At 68.0% G+C, this 18,732-nt stretch carries 22 protein-coding genes; 15 read left to right on the top strand and 7 right to left on the bottom strand.

Translation table 11 applies throughout. The features are described from left to right. The 4 genes from ACZYW1_RS10230 to ACZYW1_RS10215 all read left to right on the top strand — a co-directional run bounded on the left by ACZYW1_RS10230 (position 1) and on the right by ACZYW1_RS10215 (position 3,481). Positions 1–462, top strand: coding sequence for a DUF1348 family protein (locus tag ACZYW1_RS10230; RefSeq protein WP_463785451.1), 462 nt, complete (start codon positions 1–3; stop codon positions 460–462). Positions 463–581: 119 nt separating this feature from the next. Further along, the gene (locus ACZYW1_RS10225; RefSeq protein WP_463785449.1) at positions 582–1,706 is read left to right on the top strand and encodes a Re/Si-specific NAD(P)(+) transhydrogenase subunit alpha; all 1,125 of its coding nucleotides are present in this window, start codon (positions 582–584) and stop codon (positions 1,704–1,706) included. Then, positions 1,707–2,042: an NAD(P) transhydrogenase subunit alpha part 2 gene (locus tag ACZYW1_RS10220; protein ID WP_463785448.1), complete on the top strand. Its 336-nt coding sequence runs from the start codon at positions 1,707–1,709 to the stop codon at positions 2,040–2,042. Further along, positions 2,039–3,481 (top strand): NAD(P)(+) transhydrogenase (Re/Si-specific) subunit beta, encoded by a 1,443-nt coding sequence (locus tag ACZYW1_RS10215; RefSeq protein ID WP_463785447.1) that lies wholly within the window; start codon positions 2,039–2,041, stop codon positions 3,479–3,481. The genes ACZYW1_RS10220 and ACZYW1_RS10215 overlap by 4 nt, the downstream gene beginning before the upstream one ends. 79 nt (positions 3,482–3,560) lie before the next feature. Here ACZYW1_RS10215 and ACZYW1_RS10210 read toward each other — a convergent pair whose 3' ends face one another. Continuing rightward, on the bottom strand, positions 3,561–3,692 hold the full coding sequence (locus tag ACZYW1_RS10210) for a hypothetical protein (protein WP_156751530.1): 132 nt from the start codon (positions 3,690–3,692) through the stop codon (positions 3,561–3,563). Between the two features lie 140 nt (positions 3,693–3,832). Between ACZYW1_RS10210 and ACZYW1_RS10205 the strand changes: the two genes are divergently transcribed. Together ACZYW1_RS10205 and ACZYW1_RS10200 are read left to right on the top strand one after the other, a co-directional pair. Beyond that, positions 3,833–4,480, top strand: a complete 648-nt coding sequence (locus tag ACZYW1_RS10205) for a TetR/AcrR family transcriptional regulator (RefSeq protein WP_463785445.1) — start codon at positions 3,833–3,835, stop codon at positions 4,478–4,480. Further along, positions 4,477–5,250, top strand: a complete 774-nt coding sequence (locus tag ACZYW1_RS10200; RefSeq protein WP_463785444.1) for an SDR family oxidoreductase — start codon at positions 4,477–4,479, stop codon at positions 5,248–5,250. The genes ACZYW1_RS10205 and ACZYW1_RS10200 overlap by 4 nt, the downstream gene beginning before the upstream one ends. A 21-nt stretch (positions 5,251–5,271) precedes the next feature. Here the strand turns inward: ACZYW1_RS10200 and ACZYW1_RS10195 are convergent, their stop codons facing one another. Further along, the gene (locus tag ACZYW1_RS10195) at positions 5,272–6,186 is read right to left on the bottom strand and encodes an alpha/beta hydrolase (RefSeq protein WP_463785442.1); all 915 of its coding nucleotides are present in this window, start codon (positions 6,184–6,186) and stop codon (positions 5,272–5,274) included. A gap of 112 nt (positions 6,187–6,298) precedes the next feature. On the opposite strand from ACZYW1_RS10195, the gene ACZYW1_RS10190 reads away from it, so the two are divergent. Next, positions 6,299–7,639, top strand: coding sequence for an FAD-binding oxidoreductase (locus tag ACZYW1_RS10190; RefSeq protein WP_463787780.1), 1,341 nt, complete (start codon positions 6,299–6,301; stop codon positions 7,637–7,639). 10 nt (positions 7,640–7,649) lie between these two features. On the opposite strand, the gene ACZYW1_RS10185 is transcribed toward ACZYW1_RS10190, so the two are convergent. Beyond that, the gene (locus tag ACZYW1_RS10185) at positions 7,650–8,186 is read right to left on the bottom strand and encodes a TetR/AcrR family transcriptional regulator (protein ID WP_463785440.1); all 537 of its coding nucleotides are present in this window, start codon (positions 8,184–8,186) and stop codon (positions 7,650–7,652) included. 145 nt (positions 8,187–8,331) lie between these two features. On the opposite strand from ACZYW1_RS10185, the gene ACZYW1_RS10180 reads away from it, so the two are divergent. Further along, complete coding sequence (locus tag ACZYW1_RS10180; RefSeq protein WP_463785439.1) at positions 8,332–8,958, top strand: SDR family NAD(P)-dependent oxidoreductase; 627 nt, start codon at positions 8,332–8,334, stop codon at positions 8,956–8,958. A 14-nt stretch (positions 8,959–8,972) separates the two neighbouring features. Here ACZYW1_RS10180 and ACZYW1_RS10175 read toward each other — a convergent pair whose 3' ends face one another. The 3 genes from ACZYW1_RS10175 to ACZYW1_RS10165 are packed head-to-tail and all read right to left on the bottom strand — an operon-like array spanning position 8,973 to position 11,096. Continuing rightward, entirely contained in the window at positions 8,973–9,788 is an 816-nt protein-coding gene (locus ACZYW1_RS10175) for a thioesterase family protein (RefSeq protein WP_463785437.1), read from the bottom strand. Continuing rightward, positions 9,785–10,624, bottom strand: a complete 840-nt coding sequence (locus tag ACZYW1_RS10170; RefSeq protein ID WP_463785435.1) for an SMP-30/gluconolactonase/LRE family protein — start codon at positions 10,622–10,624, stop codon at positions 9,785–9,787. The genes ACZYW1_RS10175 and ACZYW1_RS10170 overlap by 4 nt, the downstream gene beginning before the upstream one ends. Beyond that, a complete protein-coding gene (locus ACZYW1_RS10165) occupies positions 10,608–11,096 on the bottom strand; it encodes an SRPBCC family protein (RefSeq protein WP_463785433.1) in 489 nt (162 codons plus the stop codon). Before ACZYW1_RS10165 ends, ACZYW1_RS10170 begins: the two co-directional genes overlap by 17 nt. Positions 11,097–11,221: 125 nt before the next feature. Between ACZYW1_RS10165 and ACZYW1_RS10160 the strand changes: the two genes are divergently transcribed. From ACZYW1_RS10160 to ACZYW1_RS10150, 3 genes are read left to right on the top strand one after another with little or no spacing between them, the layout of a single operon-like run. After that, complete coding sequence (locus ACZYW1_RS10160) at positions 11,222–12,142, top strand: LLM class F420-dependent oxidoreductase (RefSeq protein ID WP_463785431.1); 921 nt, start codon at positions 11,222–11,224, stop codon at positions 12,140–12,142. A gap of 47 nt (positions 12,143–12,189) precedes the next feature. Continuing rightward, positions 12,190–13,071 carry an acyl-CoA thioesterase gene (locus tag ACZYW1_RS10155; protein WP_463785429.1) on the top strand — a complete coding sequence of 294 codons (882 nt, stop codon included), beginning with the start codon at positions 12,190–12,192 and terminating at the stop codon, positions 13,069–13,071. 5 nt (positions 13,072–13,076) lie between these two features. Further along, positions 13,077–14,267 carry an acyl-CoA dehydrogenase family protein gene (locus tag ACZYW1_RS10150; RefSeq protein WP_463785428.1) on the top strand — a complete coding sequence of 397 codons (1,191 nt, stop codon included), beginning with the start codon at positions 13,077–13,079 and terminating at the stop codon, positions 14,265–14,267. On the opposite strand, the gene ACZYW1_RS10145 is transcribed toward ACZYW1_RS10150, so the two are convergent. Next, complete coding sequence (locus tag ACZYW1_RS10145; RefSeq protein WP_463785425.1) at positions 14,246–14,932, bottom strand: DUF427 domain-containing protein; 687 nt, start codon at positions 14,930–14,932, stop codon at positions 14,246–14,248. The genes ACZYW1_RS10150 and ACZYW1_RS10145 overlap by 22 nt on opposite strands. Before the next feature lie 46 nt (positions 14,933–14,978). On the opposite strand from ACZYW1_RS10145, the gene ACZYW1_RS10140 reads away from it, so the two are divergent. From ACZYW1_RS10140 to ACZYW1_RS10125, 4 genes are all read left to right on the top strand, one after another. Continuing rightward, complete coding sequence (locus ACZYW1_RS10140; protein ID WP_463787779.1) at positions 14,979–16,160, top strand: CaiB/BaiF CoA transferase family protein; 1,182 nt, start codon at positions 14,979–14,981, stop codon at positions 16,158–16,160. A gap of 99 nt (positions 16,161–16,259) precedes the next feature. Beyond that, positions 16,260–16,817 (top strand): hypothetical protein, encoded by a 558-nt coding sequence (locus ACZYW1_RS10135; RefSeq protein WP_463785423.1) that lies wholly within the window; start codon positions 16,260–16,262, stop codon positions 16,815–16,817. Then, positions 16,817–17,521: an NIPSNAP family protein gene (locus ACZYW1_RS10130; protein ID WP_463785421.1), complete on the top strand. Its 705-nt coding sequence runs from the start codon at positions 16,817–16,819 to the stop codon at positions 17,519–17,521. Before ACZYW1_RS10135 ends, ACZYW1_RS10130 begins: the two co-directional genes overlap by 1 nt. After that, positions 17,518–18,732 (top strand): cytochrome P450, encoded by a 1,215-nt coding sequence (locus ACZYW1_RS10125; protein ID WP_463785419.1) that lies wholly within the window; start codon positions 17,518–17,520, stop codon positions 18,730–18,732. Before ACZYW1_RS10130 ends, ACZYW1_RS10125 begins: the two co-directional genes overlap by 4 nt.

Here is an 18,732-nt window from a genome sequence, read left to right as displayed (position 1 = left end):
ATGACCGACATCCGCCCGCCGTTGCCGCCGTTCACACCAGAGACCGCCGCCGAGAAGGTTCAGGCCGCCGAGGACGCCTGGAACACCCGGGATCCGGACCGGGTCAGCCGCGCGTACACCGTTGACTCGCAATGGCGTAACCGCGGCGAGCACGTCGTCGGTCGCGATGCGATCGTCGAGTTCCTGACCCGTAAATGGCAGCGCGAACTCGACTACGCCTTGCGTAAGAGTCTGTGGAGCTTCCACCAGAACTTCATCGCGGTCCGCTTCCAGTACGAATGCCGGGACGCCGACGGCCAGTGGTGGCGCAGCTACGGCAACGAGTTGTGGGAATTCGACGCGGACGGCTTGATGGCCCGTCGCGAAGCCAGCATCAACGACGTCGCGATCGAGGAGTCGCAGCGCCGCTATTTCGGGCCGCGGTCCGCTGAGGAACACGGCCGCGACTTTCCACTTTGGTGAGCTCGGCCGCCCGCGACGCCGGCCGCCTCGGGGAGGCAGGCGGCGCAGGCGGGCCGTCAGGTTAGGGTTGTTGCCGATCTACCGGCGAGTAGGAAGTACAGGAAGTAGATGCGGACGCCATGACAGAAACGCAGACGACGGTCGGCGTAGTCGCCGAATCGGGAGCTGACGAGCGACGGGTCGCGCTGGTGCCCAAGGTGATCGCACCGCTGGTGAAAAGCGGTGTGGCGGTCGTCGTGGAAGCCGGCGCCGGCGAGCGCGCGCTGCTGCCCGACTCCCTGTACACCGAGGCCGGCGCCACCATCGGAGACGCGTGGGCGGCCGACATCGTGGTCAAGGTCGCGCCCCCGACCACCGAGGAAGTCGCCAAGCTACACAGCGGGCAGACCCTGATCGGTTTCCTGGCGCCGCGCAACGCCGAGAACGCGATCGGCGCGCTCACGCAGGCCGGTGTGCAGGCGTTCGCGCTCGAAGCCATCCCCAGGATCTCCCGGGCCCAGGCGATGGACGCGCTGTCGTCGCAAGGCAACGTCGCGGGCTACAAGGCCGTCCTGGTCGCGGCCTCGGAGTCGACCCGCTTTTTCCCGATGCTGACCACTGCGGCCGGAACCGTGAAGCCGGCCACCGTGCTGGTGCTCGGGGTCGGTGTCGCCGGCTTGCAGGCGCTGGCCACGGCCAGGCGCCTGGGCGGTAAAACCACCGGCTACGACGTCCGTCCTGAGGTGGCCGACCAGGTGCGCTCGGTGGGCGCGCAATGGTTGAACCTCGGAATCGACGCCGCGGGTGAGGGCGGGTATGCCCGTGAACTCACCGACGAGGAGCGTGCGCAGCAGCAGAAGGCCCTCGAAGAGGCCATCGCCAAGTTCGACGTCGTGATCACCACCGCGCTGGTGCCCGGCCGGCCGGCACCCCGACTGGTGACGGCCGCCGCGGTCGAGGCGATGAAGCCCGGCAGTGTCGTCGTCGACCTGGCCGGTGAGACCGGCGGTAACTGCGAACTCACCGAACCCGGTCAGACCGTGGTGAAGCACGACGTCACGATCGTCTCGCCGCTGAACCTGCCGGCCACCATGCCCGAGCACGCCAGTGAGCTCTACAGCAAGAACATCACCGCGCTGCTCGACCTGCTGATCACCGACGGCAAGCTGTCGCCGGACTTCGAGGACGAGGTGGTGGCCGGTTCGTGCGTGACGCGCGCCGGCGACGCCGCGGAGCAGGACCATCAGGCGGGGAAGGACTCGTAGATGTACGACCAACTGTTGGCCAACCTGGCAATCCTGGTGCTCGCCGGGTTCGTCGGCTTCGCGGTCATCTCCAAGGTGCCCAACACCTTGCACACCCCGTTGATGTCGGGCACCAACGCCATTCACGGCATCGTGGTCCTGGGTGCGCTGCTGGTACTGGGTGAGCTGCCTGCCGACGCCAACTGGGGTGTGCGGGCCATCACCTTCATCGCGCTGATCTTCGGCACCTTGAACGTGATCGGTGGCTTCCTGGTGACCGACCGGATGCTGGGCATGTTCAAGTCGCGCAAGGCCCCTGCCGACACTGCGGTCACCGCGAAGGAGGCTGCCAAGTGAGCACTGAAAACGTCGACTACGCGGTGGACGTTCTGTACATCGCGGCGTTCGCGCTGTTCATCTACGGTCTGTCGGGCCTGACCGGGCCGAAGACCGCGGTGCGCGGCAACTGGATCGCCGCGGTCGGTATGGGCATCGCGGTGGTCGCGACGCTGATCAAGGTGCGCGACACCGCGTCGATCAACTGGATCTTGATCGCCGCGGGTCTGTTGATCGGTGTGGTGCTCGGCGTGCCGCCGGCCAAGAAGACCAAGATGACCGCCATGCCCCAGCTGGTGGCGCTGTTCAACGGCGTCGGCGGCGGTACCGTCGCGCTGATCGCGTGGTCGGAATTCATTGAGACCAAGGGCTTTTCGGTGTTCCGGCCCGATCAGTCACCCACCGTCGCGCTGGTTGTCGGCTCGCTGTTCGCGGCGATCATCGGCTCGGTGTCGTTCTGGGGCTCACTGGTGGCTTTCCTGAAGCTGCAGGAGTCGATCCCCAAGAATGTGGAAAAGCGGTTGGTGGCCTCGGCGAAGCTGTTCCAGCTCTCCAACATCGCGCTGCTGATCGGCGCCATCGGTGTCGCTGTCTACCTCGGACTGAACCCGGGCCAGCCGATGTGGTGGATCGTGCTGGTGCTGGCCTTCGCGGGCCTGATGGGTCTGTTCGTGGTGTTCCCGATCGGTGGCGCCGACATGCCGGTGGTGATCTCGCTGCTGAACGCGATGACCGGATTGTCGGCCGCCGCAGCCGGTTTGGCGTTGAACAACACCGCGATGATCGTGGCCGGCATGATCGTCGGCGCCTCGGGTTCGATTTTGACCAACCTAATGGCCGTCGCGATGAACAGGTCGATCCCGGCGATCGTGTTCGGCTCGTTCGGCGGTACCGGTGACGCCGCCGGGCCCGCGGGAGCGGAGCAGGGCACCGTGAAGTCGACCTCGGCCGCCGACGTGGCGATCCAGATGGCCTACGCCAACCAGGTGATCGTGGTGCCCGGCTACGGGCTGGCGGTCGCGCAGGCTCAGCACGCCGTCAAGGAGATGGCCAAGCTGCTGGAGGAGAAGGGCGTCGAGGTCAAGTACGCCATCCACCCGGTGGCCGGCCGCATGCCCGGTCACATGAACGTGCTGCTGGCGGAGGCCGACGTCGACTACGACGCCATGAAGGAGATGGACGACGTCAACGGCGAGTTCAGCCGCACCGACGTGACCGTCGTCATCGGGGCCAACGACGTCACCAACCCCGCCGCTCGCAACGACTCGAGCTCACCCATCTACGGCATGCCGATCCTGAACGTCGACGAGTCGCGCGCGGTGATCGTGCTCAAGCGTTCGATGTCATCGGGCTATGCCGGGATCGAGAACCCACTGTTCTTCCTGCCGCAGACGTCGATGCTGTTCGGCGATGCGAAGAAGTCGGTGACCGAAGTGGCCGAGGAGTTGAAGGCGCTGTAAAGGCATCGAGACCGACGCTGGCGTGACACGTACTCGCGCACAGTCGCGCGGGCGTCGATCTCGGAGCTAGCTGGAAGGCTTAAACGGGCGGGTAGGCCGGCGGCGGATAACCCTGGCCGTCGGTGACACCGCGCAAGCCCCACGGCAGGTATTTGAAGTAGAACTCGAGCTCGTCGGAAAAGTCGTAGCTGGGATCGGGATCCGGTTGCATGACTACCTCTCGACTCGGCACGTGGTTCGTCTGAAGTCTAGTCCCACCGGACATCGCGCAACAGCGAACGGTCGTGTTGCCTAGACTACCCACCAGTTGATTGACTCCGGGCGGCCCCCGGACTGCCGAAGCGAGAAGACATGCCATCCGAGAACGGGCTCACCCGCCGCGAGGAGCTACTGATAGTGGCTACCAAACTATTCGCCGCCCGCGGCTATCACGGCACCCGGATGGACGACGTCGCCGACGTGGTCGGCCTGAACAAGGCCACCGTCTACCACTATTACGCCAGCAAGTCGCTGATCCTCTACGACATCTACCAGCAGGCCGCCGAGCGCACCCTGGCCGCCGTGCACGACGACCCGACCATGTCGGCCCGTGAGGCGCTCTACCAGTACACCGTCCGGCTGCTGAACCAGATCGCGGCCAACCCCGAGGGCGCTGCGGTGTATTTCCAGGAGCAGCCCTACATCACCGAGTGGTTCACCGACGAGCAGGTCGCCGCGGTCCGCGAGAAGGAAACCCAGGTGTACGAGCACGTGCACGGGCTCATCGACCGCGGCATCAGCAGCGGCGAGTTCTACGAGTGCGACTCGCACGTGCTGGCCCTCGGCTACATCGGAATGACGCTGGGCGCCTACCGCTGGCTGCGCCCGAGCGGACGCCGCAGCGCCAAGGAGATCGCCGCCGAGTTCAGCACCGCGCTGCTGCGTGGCCTGATCCGGGACGAGGCGATCCGGGTGGAGTCGCCGCTGGGCACTGTCCGCGCGGAGGCCGTCGCGCCATGACCGACCTGTTCCGCCTCGATGGCAAGGTCGCCGTCGTCACCGGCGGTGGCCGCGGTATCGGCGTGATGATCGCGCGCGGACTCCTGCAGGCAGGGGCATCGGTATACCTGTCCAGCCGCAAGGAGGCGGAGTTGGACGCGGCCGTCGCCGAGCTGTCGCCGCTGGGATCGGTGCAGGCGATCCCGGCCGACCTGGGCACCGCCGACGGGGTCGACGCCGTCCTCGCTCACCTCTCGGAGCGGGAAGACAAGATCCACGCGCTGTTCAACAACGCCGGTGCGGCCTGGGGAGCGCCGCTGGACCAGTTCCCCGAGTCGGGCTTCGACAAGGTGATGAACGTCAACGTCAAGGGTGTCTTCCTGCTGACCCGCGCGCTGGTGCCGTTGCTCACCGCCGCCGCGAGCGACGGCGATCCGGCACGCGTGATCAACACCGGCAGCATCGACGGGATCGTGCCGCCGGAACGGGGGCGCGACAACTTCTCCTACAGCGCCAGCAAGGCGGCCGTGCACATGCTCACCCAGCATCTGGCCGGCGAACTGGCGCCGCGAATCCTGGTCAACGCGATCGCGCCGGGCCTGTTCGAATCCCGGATGACCAAGGAGCTGCTCGCGGCCGGTTCGGACGCGGTGGGCGCCGGGTTTCCGCTGAAGCGGATCGGCCAACCCGACGACATGGCGGGCATCGCGGTCTTTCTGGCCAGCCGGGCCAGCAGCTACATCACCGGCGCGGTGATTCCGGTCGACGGTGGTGTCAGCGTCATCCGCTGAGTCTGATTGTCCGGCTTCTCCTCATCGCACTGCGTGCTCTGCATCGTCGCCGGACGTAGGCAGCACGCGCGCCAGGAATTCGAGCTGGTCGGCGACCACGCGCTCGAACGCGTCGCCCACGTAGAGGTCGAAATGTCCGTCCGGATAGAGCTTTATCTCGCCCTGCGGCGCCGTCGCGGCGTAGCGGCGGGTCGGTCCGGACGGCGCGACGGTGTCGGACTCGCAGATGCAGAACAGGATCGGGCACGGCACCTTGGCCGCGAGTCGGCCCGGGCGGTAAGCCAGCAACTTCACCCCGATGCGCGCGGCGACCTCGTTGCGCAGCTCCACACCGTCGGGCACCAACTTGAGAAACCCCGGGTAGGCGTCCGGCGCGGTCATCAACGCGACCTCGCCCGGATGTCCGGCCGTCTTCACCATCACCGGGCTGCCGCCGAAGCGGGAGGCGACGATGTCGCGGGTCGCCAGCGCGGTCAGGCGCGCACTGACCAGCGGGTTGATCGCGCCCAGTGACGCGACGCTGTCGGTGAACGGGCACTGCGACACCACCGCCGCGATGCCCGGAACCCGTGCGGCGGTGGCGATCACGTGGCCACCACTGAAAGACGTGCCCCACAACCCGATTCGACGCGGGTCGATGCCGGGCAGGGTGCGGGCGAACGCCGTGGCCACCGTCCAGTCCTGCAACTGCATCTTGACGTCGAGCAGTTGACGGGGTGCTCCCTCGCTGTCGCCGAAGTTGCGATAGTCGAACACCAGGCAGGCGTAACCGGCGGTCGCGAAGCGTTCGGCGAAGGCGTCCAGGCGCATCGTGCGCACCCCGCCCAGGCCGTGCGCCATCACCAGCAGGGGCGTGTCGCCGTCGCCGTCGGGCCGGTACAGCCACGCGCTGATCCGGTCGCCGCCGGAGTTGAACCAGACATCTTCACGCTGCATGACCACATCCTGCACGGTCTTTCGCCGGATGTGGAAGCCCCGGCACCGTCTCGGGCTGGTCTGGCCCGCATCGTCGTCGGGCGTGTGATAGACCCACGGCATGGCCTTGGACGTGCTGCAGCAGCTGTCGTCCCTGGTAGGGGTGAACTATCTCAGCACCGATCCCGACGTGCTGGCCGGCCGCAGCGTCGATTACACCGGGCGCTACCGCGGCCGGGCCTGTGCCCTGGTGCGTCCTGGCTCAGCCGGTGAAGTCGCCGGGATTCTGCGGGTGTGCCGCGAGGCCGGCACCCACGTGACCATTCAGGGCGGGCGCACGTCGTTGGTCGCCGGGACCGTGCCCGAGAACGACGACGTGCTGTTGTCCACCGAAAGGCTTTGTGCGATCGGCGATGTCGACGTGACCGAGCGGCGCGTCGAAGCCGGCGCCGGAGCGACGCTGAGCGCGGTGCAACGCGCGGCCGGGGCAGCCGGGCTGGTGTTCGGTGTCGACCTGGCCGCGCGTGACACCGCGACGGTCGGGGGGATGGCCTCGACCAACGCCGGCGGACTACGCACCGTGCGGTACGGCAACATGGGCAGCCAGGTGATCGGCATGGACCTGGCGCTACCGGACGGGTCGGTGGTGCGACGCCATTCGCGGGTGCGCGCCGACAACACCGGTTACGACCTTCCGTCGCTGTTCGTCGGCGCCGAGGGAACGCTCGGCGTCATCACCGCGCTCGACCTGCGTCTGCACCCGGAGCCGGCGCACCGGGTGACCGCGGTCTGCGGCTTCGACGACCTGGATGACCTGGTCGACGCGGGGCGGCTGTTTCGCGACCTGGACGGCATCGCGGCGCTCGAGCTGGTCGACGGCCGGGCCGGTGCGCTGGCCGGCGAACATCTCGGCCTGCCGCCGCCGGTGCCCGGCCGCTGGCTGCTGCTGGTGGAGCTGGCGTCCGACCTCGACCCGACCGAGCGGCTCGCCGACGCGTTGGACGGCGTCCGCGCGTCCGGCGAGCCCGCAGTGGGTGTCGATATGGCTGCGCAGCAACGACTTTGGCGGGTCCGCGAGTCGCTGGCCGAATTGGTCGGGGTGTACGGCCCGCCGCTGAAGTTCGACGTCTCGCTGCCGCTGTCCGCGGTGCCCGGGTTCGCCCGCCACGCCGAGACGCTGGTGCAGCAGCGTGCCGCCGATGCGGTCGGCGTGCTGTTCGGGCACATCGGTGAGGGCAATCTGCACTTGAACGTCTTGCGCTGCAGCGCAGCCCAGGAGCATGAGCTCTACGCGGCGATGATGGACCTGATCGCCGGTAGCGGCGGCAACGTCAGCTCCGAGCACGGGGTGGGCAGCCGCAAACGGCGCTATCTCGGCATGTCCCGCGACGCGGGAGACATCGCCGCGATGCGGACCCTGAAGAAGGCGTTCGACCCGAGCGGATACCTGAACGCCGCGGTGCTGTTCGACTAGCCGGCGTGCATCAGCCGGCGGCTTTGATCCCGACCGCGTGCCGCAGCTGGGCCAGAAACTCGTCGGCGTCGTCGCTGCGAATCATGTAGTGCGAGAACGCAACCCGGATCGCCGTCGCCGCCTTTACCGCGGCGTTGGGGCCTGAGATCAGCCGCTGCAGACCGTCGCGCATCTGCGGGATGACGCTGGCGAACTGGGTGATCACGTGCTCGGGTTCGATGTCGACCATCCGCACACCGGTGTAGGAGTGTTGGTAGTCGACGATGAAACGCAGCGCCGCATCGAGCTTGTCGACGCCCCTGAGGCCCGCCGTCGCCTCGCTCATACCGCTTTCGAAGGTGTGCCGCTCGTACTTGGAGAACGCCGAGAGCAGGTCTTCCTTGGAGGCGAACCAGCGATAGAGCGTGGGTCTCGACACCCCCGCCTGAACCGCGACGTCGGACAGGCTGAGCTTGCGCTTGCCGTTGCGGCCGAGGATCTCAGCGGTGGCCGCGAGGATCCGCTGCTGCGTCGAGGTGTCGCCCTCGATCGTCGACGTCTGGTCCATACCCGCAACTTTACAAAACTAGGGCGAAGTGTCACGCTGTTTTGGTGCCACTGCCATGTTCCCTGGCCGGGGTTCCAAGTGCCCCACCCGAGGTAGCTGACTACACGAGCTTAGCCGGGCAAGTCCAGGATGACGGGCGTCTGCGGTGAGCCACGCCAGAACGGTGGTGATCACCGAAGCGTCGTCACCGGTTGCGCGGGCCACCGCGGCGCGGCTGGCGGTGGCCGGCCACCTGGTCTTGATGGGCAGCCGTAAGCCGCAGGTCTGCGAGCAGGTCGCGGGCCGGCTGCGGTCACGGGGCATGTCGGTGTTCGCCACCCACCTCGACCTGGCCGACCCGTTCTCCATCGATCGCTTTCTGCGGTCCGCCGACTACCTGGTCGGTGAGGCCGACGTGCTGATCAGTACCGCCGGGGTCGCCGACAGGTCCTGGGCGGGAGCGCAACACCTTGTGGCGCAACTGGTTCCGCCGATGATCGAGGGTGGTCGCGGTGATGTCGTGCTGGTCAGCCCGGCACTGGACGGCGTTTCTACGGCCGGCACCGACCGGATGCTGCGGGCGTGGGTGCACGGTCTCGACGCCGAGTTCGTCGGTACCGGCGTGCGGGCTTCACTGGTGCGCTCGACCGGCCCGGTGCCACCGGATGACGCAGCCCGCCTGATCGCCGCGGCTGTCGACGCACCCGGCATGCAGCTGCGTCTCGTCGACGCCATCCCGCCACACCGCGAGAATGCGACCGTCGACGGTGTGACTCGAGAAACGCGTCGCTGACCGTACTTTCGCGGCTAGTGAGGCCGTTTGCGTACCAATACCGATTGCTGAATGCTGCCGACCGCCGAGCTCTCGTCGAACAGGGTGCCCACCGTCGTCCCGATGCCGTCGGGGCCGTAGCTGGTCTCCGCCCGGACACCGACCCATTCGCCCTCGGGCACCCGGTGCAGGTGCACGACGAGGTCGTTGTTCAGGAACGTCCATTTGCTGATGTCGATCTTCGAGCCAATACCGTTGGCGCAGTCGGCAACTGAAAACAAGCGTTGCAACGGCGTCATCGTCTCGCCGTCGACCAGGGCGGCCATCGGCTTGATCCAGGACTCACCGGGGCCTTCGTCGAGTGGCTTGGTCAGCCAGCGCCAATCCAGGCTGTGCACGTAGTTGCGGTCGAAGTTCTTGGCGAGGTCGCGGCTGCGCCCCTCGCTGAGCGGGGCCGGCAGGGGCTCCGGGGCATGGGTCAGTTCGGCGGTGTCCAGCTGCTGGAGCCGCCAGCCGGTGGCCCGCGCCGTCGGCCGCGGCCGGCCGTCGGGCCCCAGGGCCAGGGTCTCGGCGCTGAGCAACTCGATCTGCCGGCCCGGACGCTCGACTTTCGCGCGGACCCACATGTCGCCGTCGGCGGGGACCGGGCCCAGCAGGTCGATCGCGACGCGGCTCAATCGGCTGTCCTCGCGCGGCGCGCAGCGTTCCAGTGCACGCACCAGCAGCGCCGACACCGGCGCGGCATGCTGAATGGCCGCGGTCCAGGTGCTGCGGACCAGGTCTGTCGGAGTGAACTTTTCGCCGACTGGGTCGTCGGCGTCGAGCAGCTGATAGTAGGAGCCGCTGGTCATTCGTCCTCCACCGCGGTGCCGGGGGTGTCGACGATCACCGTGTCGAGCCGGCCGAGCCTCGTGCCGACCAGCCGTTTGGGATACGCCTCGCTGCTCGACAACATGAACAACGTGCGGCCGGCGACGCCGCCGAGCATGCAGGCGATCGCGGCCCGATCGCCGATGTCGATCCGATGCGTCACACGCCCGCCGTCGACGATGCGTTCGAATTGGTGGGCCAGCGTCATCGCCGTCCACACCCCGCCCTCGGCGTCCAGGCAGATGCCGTCCGGCGGGCCGTCGAGCCCGTCGGCGAAGACGCGTCGATCGGTCAGGTTGCCGCCTTCGCCGATGCTGTACGCGGTCAGCCGGCGACCGATCGACTCGGCGACGATCAGGGTCCGGTGGTCGGGGGTGATGACCATGCCGTTGGGGAAGTCCAGGTCGGTCGCCGCCACCTCGACGGCGCCGTCGGGGTCGACCCGCAGGATCACCCCGCCCTCGAAAGCCTGCGAGCCGATGTAGGCCCGGCCGTGCCGGTCGACCACCATGTCGCCGAGGTCCGCCGGTGCCAGCTCGCTCACATCGGCTGCCACACTGACGGTTTCGCCGTCATACGCCAGCAGCGTGCGGGCTTCGGCCGACACGATCAGCAGCGTCCCGTCCGGCCGGAATCCCAGGCCGGAGGGTGCGTGCCCGGGCAGCGGCAGCGTGGTCATCGAACCGCAGACGGTGACGGTGTGCACGGCCTCGCCGAGCATGTCGGAGAACCACAACAGGCCCTCGAACCAGCGCGGGCCCTCGCCGAAGCAGAACCCGCTCGCCAGCGAGGTCAGCCCGTCAACCAACGACGTCATCGAGCGCATCCAATTCTCGGGCGACGGCCTGGTGGTAGGCGTCGATCTTGGCGGGGTTGGCCTGCTGGAACAGGGCATCGGGCAGCGGCGCGTGCTTGTAGGCCTCGATCGTCATGGTCCTGGTGAACAGGGTGACGTCTTCGCCCGGACGGGTGAACTGGTACTGGACGGTGATCCGTCCCTCCATGCCGCCACTGCCGTCTTGGTTGTGACCCAGCGGGCCAACAGAATTGAAGATCCACAGTTTCGGCCGCATCGCGATCGCCAGGTGCCAGGTGAAAATCCGGCCGCCGTCGGGGCCGGTTTCCTGCCAGGTGTCGCCCACCTTCAGTGGCAGCTCGTCGGGCAGGTTCGCGATGTGCGCGCTGCCGGGATAGGTCTTCGGCCAGTTGGCCGGATTGGTGACGAAGTCGTAGACGGTCTCGGGCGCGCGAGCGAAGGCGGTCTCCGAGCTCGTCGTCACGATGCCCAACTCGTCGCTCCTTCGCGGCAGAAAACAGCCCGGCCGGCACGCCGGGCGGGTTTACAGATTATCGTACAAATGTCACGCGGTAACTTGCAGGGAGATCGTCGGCGCTCAGCAGAGGAAAGCGGCAGATGAAATTCACCATCACCCACCCGATGCACAGCCACCCCTACAACCCCGAGCTGGTCAGGGGCGACGGCATCGCCGCGGTGGCCGCCGCCGCCGAAGCCGCCGGTATCCACGGCTTCGGGTTCACCGATCACCCCGCACCGAGCCAGCGCTGGCTGGAAGCCGGCGGCCACGACGCGGTGGACCCGTTCGTCGCGATGGGTTTTGCCGCGGCGCACACCTCGACCCTGCGGCTGATCCCCAACATCGTGGTGTTGCCGTACCGAAACCCGTTCGTGGTGGCCAAATCCGGTGCGACGCTGGATCTGCTGTCCGACGGCAGGTTCACCCTCGCGGTCGGGGTCGGTTATCTCAAACGGGAGTTCGCCGCGCTGGGTGTCGACTTCGAGGAGCGCGCGGCGTTGTTCGACGAGGCGCTCGACGTCATCCGGGCCATCTGGACCGCTGACGACATCACCGTCGAGGGCCGGCACTTCAGCGCGAAGGGGATCACCGCCCACCCGCGTCCGGTCAGCGATCCGCATCCACCGATCTGGATCGGCGGCAACACCGGGGCCGCTCGGCGCCGGGTCGCCGAGAAGGGAGACGGCTGGTGCCCGTTCGCCGCGCCCCCCGCACTGGCCCAGACCGCGCGGACAGCGGCGATGGATTCGATCGAGGCCCTTGCCGACGGCATCGACGATCTGCGCCGCCGCCTCGACAAGGCGGACCGGGACCCCGCGACGGTCGACATCGTGTTCGGCAACTTCGAGGGCGGCAGCCCGGCCGACGACGACTTCAACGCCGACGCGTACCTGACGGGTTTGAATCGACTGGCCGATCTCGGCGTCACCTGGACGCAGGTCGGGCTGCCCGGCGACAGCCTGGCGCACGCGCTCGAGGTGATCGATCGGTTCAAGGCCCAGGTGATCGACGTTTCCTGACGGTCGGATGCCTTTACAAGTTTTGACGAGAATGTCATTCTCGCTAAGTGACAACAGACTCTGAGCAGACGTCCTGGTCGGTCGCCGGCCTCCTGGAATTGTTCGACGCGCGCGAAGCCGGCGACGGCCGATTCACTGCCGACACCGGCATCGCGGCCGAGGACGAGCGACAGGTGGTGGAGGGCACGCAGGTGCTCGCGCAGGTGATTGTCGCTGTCGCCAAACGGTTTCCGGAGAAGTCGGTGCGTTCGGTGCATGCCGTGTTCGCCCGCGCGGTGCTGGTCGGCCCACCGGTCGAGATCGACATCGACGTCGTCGCCGAGGGCCGTTCGACCGCGACCGCGGTGGTCGGGGTGTCGCAGAACGGACGCCGCGCCATCTCGGTGACCGCGCTGCTGGATGTGCCGACCCACGATGTCATCCGCCACCACCTGCCCCGGCCCGAGGTGACCCCGCCCGCCGACGCGAACGACGGCCGGATGCCGATGGGCGGCCGGGAGCTGCGTCTGGTCGACGTCGTCGACGTCAACAGCCCGGACGAGGTCGGACCGCCGGAGTTGTATGCTTGGCTGCACTACGACCCGATCCCGGCCCGCGACGATCTGGCGAAAGCGTTGATCGCGTATTTCAGCGGCCACCTTGGCATTTCGACGGCGATGCGGGCCCACGAGGGCATCGGTACCGCGCAGTCGCACCTGACCGTGTCGACCGCCCCGATGACGGTGTCGGTCAGCTTCCACGAGCCGGTGTCGTGGACGGGCTGGTTGCTCTACAGCCACGAGAGCACTCAGGCCGGGGCGGGCATGTCCTACATCCGCGGCGCCGTTCACACCGAGGAGGGCGAGCTGATCGCCTCCTTCGCCCAGGACGCCCTCATCCGCCCGCTGCGCACCACCGACTCCGCGATCAAAACCGAAGCGCGGCTGTAACACCCATGGATTTCGCCTGCGTCGAACTGTCCGCCGAGGATCGTGAGTTCCGCGATCGACTGCGGGCGTTCCTGCGCGAGATCGTCACCGACGAGGTGATCCGGCGGGACCGGGAGACGGGCGAGAACTTCGACGAGGGCGTGCACGTGGCGCTGGGCGCCGCGGGATATCTGGCCGCCGACTTCCACGACGAGACCGCCGGCGGCTTCGGCGCGCTGCGCCGCCGGATCTGGGACCTGGAGATCGGACGGGCCCATACGCCGTGGTTCCACTGGGGCACCACCGCCGTGGTCGCGAGAATGATGCGCGACTTCGGACCGCCCGAACTCACCAACGCGGTGCTGCCCGGCGTGCTGTCCGGAGAGATCCGGCTGTGCCTGGGCTACACCGAACCCGAGGGTGGCTCGGACATCGCGACCTGCAAAACCCGTGCGGTCCGGGAAGCCGACGGATCCAGCTGGATCATCAACGGCTCCAAGATGTTCACGTCCAACGCGCACAACGCCAAGTACGTCTTCCTGCTCACCAACACCGACCCGGACGGGCCGAAGCACAAGAATCTCACCATGTTTCTGGTCCCGCTGGACACGCCGGGCGTCGAGATCCGGCCGATCCGCACGGTCGACGGCGACCGGACCAACATCGTGTTCTACAGCGACGTCCGGGTCGATGACCGGCACCGGATCGGGCCGGTGAACGGCGGCTGGGGCGTGCTGCGGGGTGCGCTCGACGAGGAGCACGGCACCGCCGAGAAAGACGACGACGGTCTGCAGCGCATCGCGGTGATGCACGAGCATCTGGTCCTGATGGCCGAGGCGATGGACGAGATCGCGGCGCTGGTCACCCGGGAGCGGCCCGACGGCCGTCGCCTGATCGACGACTCGTCGGTCGCATATCGGTTGGGCCGCAGCGTCGCTCGCACCGAGGCCGCGCTGGGGACCCCGGGGATGTTCGGCCGGGTGGCCAACGCGCAGACCATGCGCGATGTCGCGCCCGACCTGATGGACATTCTGGGCACGGCGTCGTCGCTGCCCGTCGAGACCGAGGGAGCCGCGGATGACGGCGGCGCCGAATACGCGTTCCGGCTGGCCTCACCGGTGGGTATCTACGGCGGCACCCTCGAGGTGTTCCGCAACATGATCGCCCAGCACGCGCTCGGGTTGGGGCGGCCGAACTATTCGCCGCCCAGGACCTGAGACGCCGGGAGTTCGGCACGGAAGACGTCGACGCGGCGCTCGTCGAAACTGATCAGCCCGGTGATCGGCCGGCTCTCCGGCAGCGGGTCGCGGTAGCTCCAGGCCACGTCCTCGATGGCGGCCGTCGACCAATAGGTGGCCCAGCCCTTGTAATTGCAGTACGTCGTCGTATTCGATTGCCGCAGAAGCTCTGTGCGCACATGCGCGGGGTGAACGTAGAGCCGCGGCTCCAATGAGGTCTCGAACAGGATCACCGTCTCGTCGGTGTCGACCAGCGTCGTGGCGTCCACGTCGACGCGCAGCCGCCGACGGGTCGGCCGGCAGTCGACGCGGTGGTACGGGTTGGGCGGATAGTGCACCAGCGTGCGGCCCTCTTCGGTCCAGGAGTCGACGGCGTCCCAGGGGACCTGGACGAACCCGGGCGCCTCGGACACCGGCTCGCTGGGCAGACCGGCGACCTCCTCAGGCCGAAAAGCGTAGCTGAGCGGCCGATCTGGCCGGTGGACCAGCAACACCTGCTCGGTGTCGATGACCATGCGGCCGTCTTTGACCGCCTGCACCCGGCGTGGATGCGGCTCGACGTACACGACGTCGGCGGGGAGTGTCGGCGCGAACCAGCCGGCCGGAGCGCTGCTCAGCGGTCCGTGTCCGGTGACCATGCTCATGGATCCCGAGGGTACGCCGGCCGCCCGCCGTGGCATGGTGTCTGGCATGGCCGGACCGATGGAAGGCGTCAACGTCGTGGAGCTCGGCGTGTGGGTGGCCGGACCCGCGACCGGAGGCATCCTCGCCGATTGGGGCGCCGACGTGATCAAGATCGAGCCGCCGACCGGCGACCCGGCCCGGATGTTCGGCCGGATGCTGGGGCTCGACGTCGACGTCAGCCCGCCGTTCGAGATGGACAACCGGTCCAAACGCAGCGTCGTGATCGACCTGACCACCGCTGACGGCCGGGACACCGCACTCGAATTGATCAGCGGCGCCGACGTTTTCATCACCAATGTCCGGCCGGCGGCGTTGCGGCGCCTCGGTCTCGACTACGAGTCGCTGGCCGACGACCACCCTCGGCTGGTGTACGGCTTGATCACCGGCTATGGGCAGACCGGGCCGGACGCCGATCGGGCCGCCTACGACGTTGCCGCGTTCTGGGCACGGGGCGGGCTGGCGCATCTGCTGACCCGGCCGGGGGAGACGCCACCGTTCCAGCGTGGCGGAATGGGCGATCACTCGGCCGGCATGACGCTGGCCGCGGCGGTCTGCGCCGCACTGGTCGCCCGCGCCCGCACCGGGACCGGCCAGCTGGTCAGCACGTCGCTGTATCGGCAGGGCGCCTACACCGTCAGCTTCGACTTGAACACCTACCTGATGTCGGGGCAACCGATCGCGATCGGGCAGCGCGAGAAGATGTTCAACCCGTGCATGAACAACTACGCGACCGCCGACGGTCGGCGATTCTGGATCGTCGGACTGGAGGTCGACCGGCACTGGCCCCCGCTGTGCCGCGCCGTCGACAGAGCCGAGTGGCTGGACGATCCGCGATACGCCGACGCCCGGTCGCGAGCCGTCAACGCCGTCGAGCTGATCGGCGAGCTGGACCGGATCTTCGCCACCAGGACGCTCGATGAATGGGCCGAGGTCTTCGCCGGCGAACCGGACTTCTTCTGGTCGCCGGTCAACACGATCGAGGATGTGATCGCCGACGAGCAGTTCCAGGCCGCCGGCGGCATGATCGACGTGCCGCTGGGTGAGACCGCCGCCGCCGGCAGCGTCGCCATGGTGGCCACCCCGGCCGACTTTCACGGCACCCCGTGGGCGCCGCGTTCGGTTGCGCCCGAACTGGGACAGCACACCGCCGAAGTGGTCGCCGAGCTTGCGGCGCGCCGCCGGCGTTGACCGAATCGGAACTTTACAGATTCGACGAGAAGTGTCACGCTGGGTCCCGCCGGTTCATCGAACGCGACGAGGCGTTCGATCTGCTGAAGGGATGCGATGGTGGATTTCGGGCATCGGCGCCCACCAGGTCCGCAGCGCGACGACAAGGGTTCGGTCACGTATCGACTCGACGTCGTCGCATCCGACACCGCCGACGTGGTGGGATCGATCGGGGGTTGGCTCTGCGACCGGGTACGGGCCGGTTGGGATGTGCACGTCCTACTGGCGCGGGGATGTGATCACCGGCCGCTGGAAATTCTCGGCATGCACGCCGTCGAACTCGACCCGCAGATGCTGTCCGCGAGCACCGAGTGCACGGCCCGCGGCCTGGCGGTCAGCGCCGACGTGTTCGCCTCAGACACCCGGATCCAGCGGGAAGTACTCGCGGCCCTGGATCGCTGGATGACGGAAGTGACTCTCTGGCAGAACGATTGGCCGCTTTCCGTCGGGCACCGGACCACCACGGTGCAGCACGTGCTCTCCGGCGCCGCCCGGGCGTTCAAACGTCACGCGCTCGCCGCGGCGGGTCTGCCGGGAGCGGTCAGCCCGACCGAGATGCTGCGTAGCGACATGAAAGCCTCGCTGCCGGTGGTCTCCGAGCTGATTCCGGTTGGCTGATGCGCAAATACCACGGCCACACGCTGCTCTACCTGCACGAGACGATCGCGTTGGGAACCGGATCGAGCGCCGAGTTCACCGAGGCCTTCACCGACATCTACGCGCCGATCATGCAGGAGCTGGGCGCACGGCTGTTCGCGCTGTGGGAGAGCACGCCCTATAACGGACACTGGCCGCAGGTCACGATCATCTGGGAGATCGACGCGTTCGCCGACTACGCCCGGATCGGCGCGGCGCAGGCTCGCGGTGGCAGCCACCGCGCGGCAGCCGAGCGGTGGGCGGCGTTCCTGGCCGGCAGCGGCGCCTCCGGCGAGGGGCGAATCATGTACCCGGGGCCGAGCAACAAAACCTTGAGCCAGCTGACCGAGACGAATTTCAGTGCAGCGGTGGTGATTCAAGAGATCATGCAGACCAAGCCGGGTCGTCAGGACGACTACATCCGCGAACTCGAGCGTCTCTACGTGCCGTGGTCGGAGCGCACCGGCAAGCACTGGCTCGGGTCGTTCACCACCACCTTCCGCTTCAACGAGGTCATCCACTACTGGGCGCTCGAGGGTGGCTGGGATTGTTTCGCCGAGCACTACCCGTCGTGGAAGGAGAGCCCGCCGGCCGAGATCGTCACCTGGATGAGTGTCGCCCCGGCGCTGCGCGACGGCTGGGAAGACTCGATCCTGCAAGCACTTCCGCCCTCGCCGCTGCAATGACCGACTTCAGCTACGACCCGTTCGACCCGGCGGTGATGGCCGATCCGCTGCCGTACTACCGCGTTCTGCGGGACCGCCATCCCGTCTATTACCTGCCACAGTGGGACACCTACGCGCTGTCGCGGTTCAGCGATATCTGGGATGTGCTGGCGCTCAACGACGGAACTTTCGTCGCCTCGGAAGGAACGCTGCCACCCGCGACGGTGCTGGCGCAGCACAACCGGGGGCCGGTCGCCGACCCGCCGTTGCAGCCGTTGCCGTTTCACGCCGTCTTCGACGCGCCGATCTACGACGGTGTGCGCAAGGCGCACAGCCAGCCGTTCCGGCCCCGGGCGGCAGCGGGATGGGAAGCCCGCATCCGGCAGCTGGCCAACGAGCGGCTCGACGAGCTGCTGCCCCGCGGGAGCTTTGACCTGACCCAGGACTACGGCGGGATCGTCGTGGCGTCGGTGGTGTGCGAATTGCTGGGTGTCCCGGTCGAATTCGCCTCAGACGTGCTGGCAGCGGTGAACGCCGGCAGTCTCGCCGAACCCGGCAGCGGCGTCGACACCGCGGCGGCCAGGCCGAACTTCCTGGAGCACCTGATCCCGGCCGTCCGGCGGCGCCGGGCCGACCCGACCGACGGTGAGTTGCCGGTGGTCGACGGCCTGCTCGGGTACCGACTGCCCGACGACCGGGCCCTCGACGATGTCGAAGTGGCCACCCAGATGCTGTGCGTGTTCATCGGCGGAACCGAGACCGTGCCCAAGGTCGTCGCGCACGGATTGTGGGAACTACTACGTCATCCCGACCAACTCGCGGCGGTGCGGGCCGATCCGGAGGCGGCCGTGCCCGTCGCGCGTGAGGAGATGATCCGCTACTGCGCTCCCGCGCAGTGGTTCGCCCGAACCGCGCGCAAACCGTTTGAGATCCACGACACCACCGTCGAGCCGGGACAGCGCATCATCACCCTGCTGGCGTCGGCCAACCGGGACGAGCGCGAGTACCCGGACCCGGACGAGTTCATCTGGGACCGTCCGATCGCACGGTCGCTGGCGTTCGGCCGCGGACAGCATTTCTGCCTCGGCTATCACCTGGCTCGCCTGGAGGTCAACGTCCTGGTGACCGAATGGCTGCGGCGGGTGCCGGACTATCGCATCATCGACGAGGCGGCGTTCCGCCCGCCGTCCAGCTTCCAATGGGGCTGGAGCAGGCTGCCGGTGGAGGTGTGA

It is taken from the genome of Mycobacterium sp. IDUB_36 (genome assembly GCF_055419225.1).
Note: the sequence above shows the minus strand (reverse complement) of the source record. Positions and strands in the feature narration are given on the sequence as shown.